Genomic DNA, 10,658 nt, shown 5'->3' with positions numbered 1-10,658 from the left:
TGCTTGTAAGGCAGATGCTCTCCCAGCTGAGCTAAACCTCCACTTGGTGACCCGTACGGGATTCGAACCCGTGAATGCCGCCTTGAAAGGGCGGTGAGTTAAGCCGCTTCTCCAACGGGCCAAGATGGCTCCCCGAGCAAGACTCGAACTTGCGACCATCCGATTAACAGTCGGGCGCTCTACCAACTGAGCTATCGAGGAATAAAACAAGAAATGGCGCGCCCTGAGAGATTCGAACTCCCGGCCTTTTGATTCGTAGTCAAACGCTCTATCCGGCTGAGCTAAGGGCGCATATAAAGTTGCAAGTAACATGGTGCGGATGAAGGGACTCGAACCCCCACGGTTGCCCGCTGGTACCTAAAACCAGTGCGTCTGCCAATTCCGCCACATCCGCTCACTGTGAAGTGATTCATGGCTGGGGAGGAAGGGATCGAACCTTCGCATGACGGAGTCAAAGTCCGTTGCCTTACCGCTTGGCGACTCCCCAATAGAAGAGAACGAGATTCAGTATATCACATCGTAGCTTGTCATGCAAGCTCTATTTTCTAAAATGGCAGGGGCAGCAGGACTTGAACCCACGACATTCGGTTTTGGAGACCGACGTTCTACCAACTGAACTATGCCCCTGTGTGTTCTCCCTCGCAGGCAATCTTCCGAGGTGACGAGTTCTATAATATCGACTTTGCACGCGTTTGTCAACACTATTTTTTCGAATCCAACATAGGCTGTGAAGTGAATGGAGGTGTGCCAGCGCATGAACAATCCGATGGACGGATTCCGCTCCCTCGCCGGACTCAACGATCAATTGCGGAAGATGTTCGGACCGCAATTTTTTCAAAACATCATGAGTCAGATGCCGAACAACGAAATGAAAACTTTTCACGACATGGACTGGGAGCAGATGTTTGGCAAACAGTTGTTCGATAACAAAACGACGGGGGTCTACCCCCGCATCGATATCTACGAAACTCAGCAAGAAGTCGTCGCCATCGTCGAAGTCCCCGGTCTTGAAAAAGCGGGAGACGTCAACCTGAACATCAAACCGGACGCCCTCACCCTCTCCGGGTCGCTCGCCGGACGCTTCTCGGCGATCAAGGATGAGCGTTTCTACCTCAACGAACGCTTCCGAGGCTCGTTTGAACGCACGGTCTCCCTCCCTGCTCGCGTCCGTCCGCAACAGGCGCGCGCGACGTACAAAAACGGCTTGCTGGAGATTCGCATCTTGAAAGCAGGCGGCAAAGGCCCTGCCAAAAAACCACAACCCCAAAACAAAGGCCGCAGCGTACCGATCTCATTTGGCTGATGAAGCGGGTAAAAAAAGAGGTGAGCCCGTAAGCTCACCTCCTTTTTTTCACGTCCAAATGTCCTCGCCGTTGATCATCTCGTCGGTTGCGTCCGAGGGCTCGACGGAAATCTCGCCGCTCTGGAACGCTTCGTGGAACCAGTAGGCCAACGAATCAACAGCATCAGAGACCGGCAGTTCTTCGGCTTTGACGTTGTTCAAAATCTCAAAAATGTGTTCGACCGACTCACGGTGATTGTCCATGTCAACGCCTCCTCACCGCTTTAGTCTTGCCATCTTCACTGCAAAATAAAAAAAGAAGCGTTCACAACGGAACGCTTCCCAAGCCTTCTCTATAGAGAACGCTTGCCTTTTACTCAGCAGCGTGGAAACTTACATTCTTCATCGGGGTAAACGTCGAGATCGCATGTTTGTAGACCATCTGTTGCTTGCCTTCCGACTCCACGATGATCGTGAAGTTGTCGAAAGCTTTGACGACACCGCGAATTTGGAACCCGTTTACGAGGTAAATAATTACCGGGATGTTGTCCTTGCGGATCTGGTTCAGAAAGTGATCTTGGATATTGATCTGTTGTTTGTTCAAGGTATTTACCCCCATATCTTTTTTCTATTGGATACTATTCGAAACGCTCCTATGAAATTCCTTCTCGCAACTTGTCAATGATTTCGAATCGCATCGGGAACGTCGTCTCTTGCGCGTCAAACCAGTGAATCGTCGTCTCTCGCCGCCACCAGGAAAGTTGGCGTTTGGCGTAGCGGCGCGAACCTTGTTTGACTGCTTCCACCGCTTCCTCTACAGTCAAACGGCCTTCGAGATAGTCGACGATCTCTTTGTACCCGATGGCTTTCATGCTTTGCAGGTCGCGGGAGTAGCCCTTGGCGAGCAGGTTCTGAACTTCTTGGATCAGACCTTGTTGCATCATGAGGTCCACGCGCAAGTTGATGCGTTCGTAGAGCTTCTCGCGGTCGTCGAGGTTCAAGCCGACGACGAGGGTGTTGTACTTCGACTCCGGCGGTTGCTCCGTATAGGCTTCGGACATCGGTTTGCCGGTCGTCTCGTAGACTTCCAAGGCTCTGATGATCCGTTTGACATCATTGGGGTGCAAACGCTCTGCGGTTGCCGGGTCGATCTCGCGCAATCGGTTATGTAAGACGGCTCCTCCCTGCTGCTCGGCCACCGCATGCAGGCGTGCTCGAAATTCGAGATCGGCGGACGCTTCGGTGAAGTCGAGGTGGTTGGTGAGCGACTTGACGTACAGCATGGTGCCTCCGACGACGATCGGCAGTTTGCCGCGCGCGTGGATATCGCGGATCACGCCGTCTGCGTAGGCTTGGAAGTCCGCAACGGTGTAAGGCTCGTCAGGGTCGATCAAATCCAGCCCGTAGTGCGGGATGCCCTCCATCTCCTGGGAGGTCACTTTGGCTGTGCCGATATCCATGCCTTTGTAGATCTGCATGGAGTCGGCGGAGAGAATTTCGCCGTCGTAGTGCTTGGCAGCGGCGATGGAAAAAGCGGTCTTGCCTACTGCTGTGGGGCCAACGAGGATCAGGACGGACGGTTTGTCGGTCGTCTGGCTCATGACCATTCGCCTCCTTCCAAATCGATGACGCCGTAGTTGATCGTGCCCGTGGACTTTTTGGGAATCAAAAAGCCGAGACGGGCGAATTCCTTGGAATACCAGCGTTCTTTGAGTACAATGCGACGGCGGGCGACACGTCGCGCTTCGAGGATGGCTTCCTCCATCAGCGGGCGGTCGTCGCCGAGATGTCGCAGTGGTTCCATATACTGCGTCTTCTGCACCGTGCGTCGGAACATCGGGTCGAAGTAGACCACATCGACCGACTTGTCCGGTTGAGCACGCAGGTACTCCAGATGGTCGGCGCACACAACTTCGACGCGGCGCATGGCCGTGTTGACCGCTTGGGTATCGACGCTCACTTCCTTGAGTCCGCGTCGGACGAGCAAGGCGATGACGGGAGACGATTCGAGACCGATCACACGGCCCTCTTCCCCGACTGCATGAGCAAATACGATCGCATCGGAGCCCAGTCCCAGCGTGCAATCCAGCACGATATCGCCGGGACGGACCCCGGCTCGCTCGATCACTACATCATTTTCGCCACTTTTCAGCCGCTTGATTCTCGTGTTCGCCATCGAGGGATGGAAAAAAAACTCTTGGCCCTCGACGTGCAGGGCGACGCGGTCGGCGCAAACCAGCACTTCGTCGACGCCGTAGTCGGCGCGCAGAGTGTCGATGGCGCGCTTTTTTCTGATTATGTAGGGGGCGCCGAGCTCACTCGCGTAGGAGTGCGCCAGCGCCACGGTTTCGTCATTGGGCTTGTTGCCGGTGGTGACGATGAGGCTTCGGGATTGGGTCACTACATCACCCTCTTGAATTGCTTCTCCAAGTCATACGTGGACATGTGGATGATGATCGGTCGGCCGTGCGGGCAGGTGAACGGGTTGTCCAGTTCGCGCAGTTGGTCGCACAGCGCCACCATCTCCGGCATGGAGAGCCAGTGGTTCGCTTTGATTGCGGATTTGCAGGCTTTGGTGATGACTTTGGCCTCGATGAGTTGGCGCGGGTCGGGCGTTGCGCCTTCTTGGAGGAGTTCGTCGATCAGCTCTTGGAGGAGGAACTGGGTTTGGAGTCCCTCCCAGATGTCCGGTACGGAGCGGATCAAGAACGTGGTGCCGCCGAACTGGTCGACTTCGATCTGGCAGTCGGCGAAATCCGAGATGCGCTGTTCGAAGAGCGCCGCTTCGGAAGCGGTGAGTTCGACGGTCAGCGGGACGAGCAACGGCAAGGGTTGAATCTGACGGTCGGCGAGTTTTTTGGTGAATTTCTCGTACAGAACTTTCTCGTGCGCCGCGTGTTGGTCGATGATGTACATCCCGGTGTCGTCTTGCGCGATCACGTACATGCCGAGGACTTGTGCAACCGGGCGGAACTGCGGCATGTTCGGTCGTGCAGGGGCCGCGTCAGCAAAATTCTCTTGCGCAGATTCCCCGACGACAGACGTAGGTTGAGAATTCAAGTCCAGGACAGACTCCGGCACAGGGACGGACAGTGGTGTCTCGTTCGTGTGCGAAAACGGTTCTGAACTCAATGGCTGTGCTTGATTTGTCAGCTGTACCTGATCAGCAGACTGTGCTTGGCTAGTTGTCTGCGTAGGAACCGGCTGCTCTGCTTTTTCGTAGACGCTGAGAGCGGCGTCGACTTGGTGGCGGAGCGGGAGTTCGCGTCGGTCGTCTCGACGGCGGGACGGTTGGTACTCGGTCGGCGTCTCGCGGACGACAGCTCCCCCGTTGGGGAGTGGCTCTTTGTACTTCGGGCCGTTGACTCCGACACTCGGTTCAGAGCCACTCGTCGCGTAGGTCGTTCGATTCGCCGGCTGGAATCCGGTAGCCCGGGCCGGAGCGGTCGGCACTTCTGATTTGGGCAGCGGGAGATCGAACGCGGTCTGCTGCGTTTTTTCCTTGAGCTCGGTCTGAACCGACTTCGCCGTAGCTTTCGGGATGAACGTCTGCTGTTGCAGAGCCTTCTCCACCGCCTGTTGCACCGCATGCGTCACGTCCCGCTCTTCGGAGAATCGCACTTCCAACTTCTGCGGATGCACGTTCACATCCACCAAGCTCGGGTCCAACTCCACCGCAATCACGCACACCGGATACCGGTTGATCGGCAACCGCGTATGATACGCCGCCTGCACCGCATTGAGCAGTTGGTAACTCTTCACATACCGCCCGTTGACGATAAACGAACAGTGGTTGCGGTTCGCCCGGTTCAACTCCGGAAACCCGACCGCCCCCACGATCTTATAATCATAGTCTGACCATTCAATCGGCAACATCTGCCGCGCCACGTCATTTCCATAAATCGCCGCCACCGCATGCAACAACTCACCATCCCCCGGCGACTGCAACAACTGCCGCCCGTTGTGGTACATCCGGAACGAAATCTCAGGATGCGCCAAAGACAACCGGTTCACGTAGTCGAGCATGTGGTGCAACTCCGTCTGAATCGTCTTGAGATACTTCAAACGAGCGGGCGTGTTGAAAAAAAGGTCCCGAACCGCAAAGTCGGTCCCTTTCTTCGCCGCCGTCACTCCATGCGTCACGAGTTGCCCGCCCTCGATTTTGACGAGCGTCCCTTCATTCGCCTCCGCAGTACGGGTCTTGACTTCGACTTTGGAAACCGAGGCGATCGACGGAAGCGCTTCACCGCGAAATCCGAGAGTACGGATGCGAAAGAGGTCTTTTTCCGAACGAATCTTCGACGTGGCATGACGTTCAAACGCGAGCAGGGCGTCTTCGCGTTCCATGCCGACGCCGTTGTCTGAGACTTTGATCAGGTCGAGACCGCCGTTTTCGATTTCGATGACGATCTCGGTGCTGTTGGCGTCGATGGCGTTCTCCAACAGCTCTTTGATGACCGAAGCGGGGCGTTCCACGACTTCCCCGGCGGCGATCTTGTTGGCGAGGAGGTCGCTTAAGACCTGAATCTTGCCCATCTTACTCACCTCGTGCTTTCTGGTGCAGTTGGTAGAGCAGGTTCATCGCGTCCAGCGGAGTCAAGCGCATGACGTCGAGCTTGCGCAGCTCGTCGACCACGGGATGCTCCGACACGTCAAACAGCGAGAGTTGTGCCGACGGCGCCGGAACGGTCGCCGGCGTTTTTTCCGCAATGGCCACGGGGGCTGCTTCGTAAGCCACGGCTGCCTCGCGGACGAGGTCGGTTGCGGGGGCTGTGGAAGTGAGTGGCGCAGACGAAGGCGCGCTTTTTTCAGAACCTGCGCTGAGGGTGGTGGTGCCGTGTCCGCCCTGTTCCAAGTCTACCAGAATTTCACGTGCCCGCGCCAAAACTTCCTGCGGGAGTCCGGCGAGTTTGGCCACTTGAATCCCGTAACTGCGGTCGGCTGCTTGCGGGAGGATCTTCCGCAAAAATACAATGCTGTCCCCCTGCTCCTGCACATGCGTTGAATAGTGCTTCACGCCCGCAAACGACTCCGTAAACGTCGTCAATTCATGATAGTGCGTCGCAAACAGCGTCTTCGCCCCGACTTTCGGGCTCTGGTGCAGGAACTCCACGACCGCCTGGGCAATCGAGATGCCGTCAAACGTCGACGTCCCTCGCCCGATCTCATCGAGGATGATCAAACTGCGCGGCGTGGCGTGGTGCAAGATGTTGGCGAGTTCCACCATCTCCACCATGAACGTCGACTGCCCGCCCGCGAGGTCGTCACTCGCCCCGATGCGCGTGAACACGCGGTCCACGATTCCGATCTCCGCGTGGTCGGCCGGTACGAAACATCCCATCTGCGCCAAGATGACGATCAACGCCACTTGGCGCATGTAGGTCGATTTCCCCGCCATGTTCGGACCGGTGATCAGCGCAATCTGGTGTTCGGAGGTGTTGAGCAGCGTGTCGTTCGCCACGAACGGCTCGCCTTTTAACATCGCCTCGACGACCGGATGACGACCTTCTACGAGATGCAAGCGGTCGTCGGTATTGATGACCGGACGCTTGTATCGGCGGCGGATCGAGACGGTGGCCAAGGATTGGAGCACGTCGATCGTGGCAATCGCTTCTGCCGCCTCTTGGATTTTGCCGAGGATGACGCTCACGGCATCACGAACTTGGCAGAAGAGTTGGTACTCGAGGTCGACCATTTTTTCCTCGGCTTCGAGGATCAACGCTTCCTTCTCCTTGAGCCCCGGTGTGACATAGCGCTCCCCGTTGGTCAGTGTCTGCTTGCGTTCATAAGTGTCGGGGACGTTCCCGATGTTGGCTTTGGAGACTTCGATGTAGTAGCCGAAGACTTTGTTGAAGCCGACTTTCAACGACTTGATGCCGGTCGCTTCCCGCTCCTGTTGCTCCAACTCGGCGAGCCAGCGCTTGCCGTCGCGGGATGCCGTTTTCAGCGTGTCGAGGTAGTCGTCAAACCCGTCGCGAATCACACCGCCGTCACGGACGGAGGTCGGCGGTTCCTCGACGATGGCGCGTTCGATCAACTCCACGATCTCGTCAAAGTGGTCGATGCGCTGACCTAGATCGAGCAGCAACGGAGCCCCCGCGCTTTCCAGACGACCTTTCAAACTCGGCAGGACAGCCAGCGACGAACCGATCGCCAACAGGTCGCGGGCGTTTGCCGAGCCGTAGGAGACGCGAGCGACGAGGCGTTCAAGGTCGTACACAGCGTCGAGCAATTGGCGAATGTCGTCGCGCAGGAGGAGGTTTTTGTAGAGCTCTTCCACGGCGTCCAATCGCTGTTCGATGCGAATCTTGTTCGCCAGCGGTCGTTCGACATACCGGCGCAACAGGCGTCCGCCCATCGCGGTCACCGTTTCATCCAGCAACCCGAGCAAGGAGCCGTGCTTGCCTTTGTCGCGCAACGTTTCCACAAGTTCGAGGTTGCGGCGGGAGAACGAATCGATGGTCATGTATTCGTCGCTGGTGATATACGCGGGCATCTTGAGATGGTGCAGATTGCGCTTCTGTGTAACGTCGAGGTAGGCGATCAACATCCCGGCAGCCGAGAGAGCCAGCGGGCGGTTCGCGAGTCCGAACGAATCGACCGTCATCACGCCGTAGTGCCCAAGCAGGACTTCCGACGCGCGGGCAAGTCCGTGCGTTTTTTCCAAGCCTTCCGTCAACACGCACGCCAGCAGGTCGTGCAGGGTCACAGCGTACGATGCCTGTTTTTCTCCGAACGGCACGATGATTTCAGCCGGCTGATGGCGGAGCATCTCGTCGAGCATCTTCTGCTCGCTGTCATGTTCGACGACGAGCATTTCTCCTGTCGACAGGTCGCAAAAAGACAACCCGTACACACCTTCGCGCACCACCACGGCGGCGAGGTAGTTGTTGGCTTTGGCTTGCAGGCCTTTTTGCTCCATCACGGTGCCCGGAGTGACGACGCGCACGATCTCACGACGCACGATTCCCTTGCTGGCTCCCGCTTCCTCGGTCTGTTCACAGATCGCGACTTTGTAGCCCTTCTCGACGAGGCGCAAGACATAGCCCTCGGCCGAATGGTGCGGGACGCCGCACATCGGGGTGCGCTCATCGCCGCCGTTCGCTCCGTTTGCGCGTCCGGTCAACGTGATCTCCAACTCGCGCGCGGCGGTCACGGCGTCTTCCATGAACAGTTCGTAAAAGTCGCCGAGTCGGAAGAACAAGAGCGCATCCGGCACCTGCGCTTTGGTCGCCAAGTATTGTTCCATCATCGGTGTAAGTCGTGCCATTCGTAACTTCCTCCGCTCTTCTTTGCTAATTCGGACTTCATTATAACAAATCTAAGGTGGCTCGTCCCCCTTTTTGCCTTACTTCCGATACCACGACCCCGCTGGAAAAAAAGACCCGCACCCTCTCAGGGCGCGGATCTTTTTTCGGTGGTATGCGTTTTTAGCCGCACAATGAATCGTTGCCGTCGCAAGAGGTTGCTTTGTCGCATCCCTCTGCCGTGCAACCGCCGCAACCACCCTCCGCTTCGGGCGCGAGAATGTCGAGACGGTCGGACAGCGTGGCGGTCAAGATCTTGGTGACATGGGAGACCACTTCGGAGAGGTTCTCCTGTGCGATGGTGAAGCGGCGCACGACGTCGAGCGTTTCGAGACGGTCGAGCACGTCCTCGACGTCACCGCCGTTGGATTGCTTGGTCTGAATTTCGCCGATCAACGCTTGCGCTTCGGAATGGGTGGACAGGTCTTGCTCCGCTTGCTTGAAGATCGACATCTCCAGCGATCGGGTGACCATGTCTCCGATCAGGCGTGCTTTTTCTTCGATGACAGGTGCGATGGTGCTCATACAGCCGGGACCTCCTCAGAAACCAGTTCGCCATTGAGCGTCCAAGTCTTGGCTTCGGTGACTTTGACGTTGACGAAGTGGCCGATCAGTTCTTTTGGTGCGGTGATGTGGACGATTTTGTTCGATTCTGTGCGGGTTTGCAGGACATCCGGGTTGTTCTTGGACTCGCCTTCGACGAGAACGCGCAGGACTTTGCCTTCCAAAGACTTGTTGATCTCCAGCGAAATGCGGTCTTGGAGTTCGTTGAGGCGCTTCAAGCGGTCCTTTTTCTCTGCGTCGGTTACATCGTCCGGCAGACGAGTCGCCGGCGTGCCTTCACGCGGAGAGTAGATGAACATGAACGCTCCGTCGTAGCGGACCGTTTCCATCAGCGAGAGCGTTTCTTGGAACTGCTCCTCCGTCTCGCCCGGGAAGCCGACGATGATGTCGGTGGTCATGGAGACGTTCGGAATCTTGGTCTTGATGCGGTTGACGAGGTCCAAGTAGTCTTCGCGGGTGTAGCCGCGCTTCATGCGGCGCAAGGTCTGCGAAGAGCCCGATTGCGCCGGCAGTTGGATGTGATTCGGGATGTTGTCGTACTTGGCGATGACGTCGATCATTTTGTCCGTGAAGTTCCACGGGTTGGAGGTGGTGAAGCGGATGCGCTCCAGACCTTCCACTTGCGCCGCCATTTCCAGCAGGTCGCCAAAGTCCACATTGCCAAGGTCGATGCCGTAGTCGTTGACATTTTGCCCAAGCAGGGTGACTTCCTTGTACCCCTCTGCGGCGAGGTCGCGCAGTTCGGCGAGGATGTCCTCCGGTTGGCGGGAACGCTCGGCACCGCGGGTGAACGGGACGATGCAGTAGGTGCAGAACTTGTTGCAGCCGTACTGGATGTTGACCCACGCGCGAATTTTGTCCTTGCGAATCTTCGGCAGGTTTTCAATCGTCGCGTCAGACTTGTCCCAGACTTCGAAGATCGTTTCCTTGGTATGTTGGGCTTGTTCGATCAGTTCCGGGAGCATGTGCAAGTTGTGCGTGCCGAATACGAGATCGACGTGCGGGTGTTTTTCTTGGATCTTGGCGCGGACGACTTCTTCTTGAGCCATGCAACCGCAGAGGCCGATCATGAGGTTCGGGTTCTTCGCTTTCATCGGTTTCAGCGTGCCGATGTGGCCGAAAACTTTGTCCTCTGCATTCTCGCGGACGGCACAGGTGTTGTACAGCACGAAATCGGCGTCTTCCAACACGGTGGTCGGTCGGTAGCCCATCTCTTCGAGCATGCCCGACATGATCTCGGTGTCATGTTCGTTCATCTGGCAACCGTGGGTGCGGATCAGGTAGTTTTTCCCTTCCCCGATCCGACCTACGTCCTTCGCAACCGCGCGGTAGTCCACGCGGTTGCGTTCATCCATCGACGGACGATGCGCGTCGAGGGCGTGCTGGTCAAGGTCATCTATATGGATAAAGCCTTCATTTTGGAAGGTGGTCATGAGTTATGTGTCTCTCCTTTCTCGAACAATTGCCTAAAAGCCATTATATCAAAAGGAGAGTCGCGAATGCTA

9 protein-coding genes and 6 tRNA genes are annotated in these 10,658 nt (G+C 56.9%); 1 reads left to right on the top strand and 14 read right to left on the bottom strand.

All coding sequences use genetic code 11. The features are described 5' to 3' along the window. Positions 1–44: 44 nt before the first annotated feature. From JJB07_RS15240 to JJB07_RS15215, 6 genes are all read right to left on the bottom strand, one after another. A tRNA-Glu gene (locus JJB07_RS15240) sits at positions 45–121 on the bottom strand. 4 nt (positions 122–125) lie between these two features. Beyond that, positions 126–201 (bottom strand) — tRNA-Asn (locus tag JJB07_RS15235). A 13-nt stretch (positions 202–214) separates the two neighbouring features. Further along, a tRNA-Arg gene (locus JJB07_RS15230) sits at positions 215–291 on the bottom strand. Between the two features lie 20 nt (positions 292–311). Then, positions 312–394, bottom strand: a tRNA-Leu gene (locus JJB07_RS15225). An 18-nt stretch (positions 395–412) separates the two neighbouring features. After that, positions 413–487: transfer RNA gene (locus tag JJB07_RS15220), tRNA-Gln, on the bottom strand. A gap of 64 nt (positions 488–551) precedes the next feature. Beyond that, positions 552–627, bottom strand: a tRNA-Trp gene (locus JJB07_RS15215). Positions 628–754: 127 nt separating this feature from the next. Here JJB07_RS15215 and JJB07_RS15210 point away from each other — a divergent pair. After that, positions 755–1,303 carry an Hsp20/alpha crystallin family protein gene (locus JJB07_RS15210; protein ID WP_201636497.1) on the top strand — a complete coding sequence of 183 codons (549 nt, stop codon included), beginning with the start codon at positions 755–757 and terminating at the stop codon, positions 1,301–1,303. 48 nt (positions 1,304–1,351) lie between these two features. Here the strand turns inward: JJB07_RS15210 and JJB07_RS15205 are convergent, their stop codons facing one another. The 8 genes from JJB07_RS15205 to miaB form a co-directional block, all read right to left on the bottom strand. Continuing rightward, positions 1,352–1,546, bottom strand: coding sequence for a hypothetical protein (locus JJB07_RS15205; protein ID WP_201636495.1), 195 nt, complete (start codon positions 1,544–1,546; stop codon positions 1,352–1,354). A gap of 109 nt (positions 1,547–1,655) precedes the next feature. Beyond that, positions 1,656–1,886 carry an RNA chaperone Hfq gene (hfq, locus tag JJB07_RS15200; RefSeq protein WP_038094535.1) on the bottom strand — a complete coding sequence of 77 codons (231 nt, stop codon included), beginning with the start codon at positions 1,884–1,886 and terminating at the stop codon, positions 1,656–1,658. Positions 1,887–1,935: 49 nt separating this feature from the next. Beyond that, entirely contained in the window at positions 1,936–2,883 is a 948-nt protein-coding gene (gene miaA / locus JJB07_RS15195) for a tRNA (adenosine(37)-N6)-dimethylallyltransferase MiaA (protein WP_201636493.1), read from the bottom strand. After that, the gene (locus JJB07_RS15190; RefSeq protein WP_347338356.1) at positions 2,880–3,683 is read right to left on the bottom strand and encodes a class I SAM-dependent methyltransferase; all 804 of its coding nucleotides are present in this window, start codon (positions 3,681–3,683) and stop codon (positions 2,880–2,882) included. The genes miaA and JJB07_RS15190 overlap by 4 nt, the downstream gene beginning before the upstream one ends. Then, complete coding sequence (gene mutL / locus JJB07_RS15185; RefSeq protein WP_201636491.1) at positions 3,683–5,818, bottom strand: DNA mismatch repair endonuclease MutL; 2,136 nt, start codon at positions 5,816–5,818, stop codon at positions 3,683–3,685. Before mutL ends, JJB07_RS15190 begins: the two co-directional genes overlap by 1 nt. Position 5,819: 1 nt before the next feature. Further along, entirely contained in the window at positions 5,820–8,552 is a 2,733-nt protein-coding gene (gene mutS / locus JJB07_RS15180; protein ID WP_201636489.1) for a DNA mismatch repair protein MutS, read from the bottom strand. Positions 8,553–8,712: 160 nt separating this feature from the next. After that, a complete protein-coding gene (locus JJB07_RS15175) occupies positions 8,713–9,114 on the bottom strand; it encodes a YlbF/YmcA family competence regulator (protein ID WP_201636487.1) in 402 nt (133 codons plus the stop codon). Next, positions 9,111–10,586: a tRNA (N6-isopentenyl adenosine(37)-C2)-methylthiotransferase MiaB gene (gene miaB, locus JJB07_RS15170; RefSeq protein ID WP_201636485.1), complete on the bottom strand. Its 1,476-nt coding sequence runs from the start codon at positions 10,584–10,586 to the stop codon at positions 9,111–9,113. Before miaB ends, JJB07_RS15175 begins: the two co-directional genes overlap by 4 nt. Between the last annotated feature and the right edge of the window lie 72 nt (positions 10,587–10,658).

Origin of the sequence: Tumebacillus amylolyticus (assembly GCF_016722965.1) — a bacterium.
Taxonomy (GTDB): Bacteria; Bacillota; Bacilli; order Tumebacillales; family Tumebacillaceae; genus Tumebacillus; species Tumebacillus amylolyticus.
The sequence above is the reverse complement of the archived record's forward strand: the minus strand, read 5'-3'. Positions and strand labels throughout refer to the sequence as shown.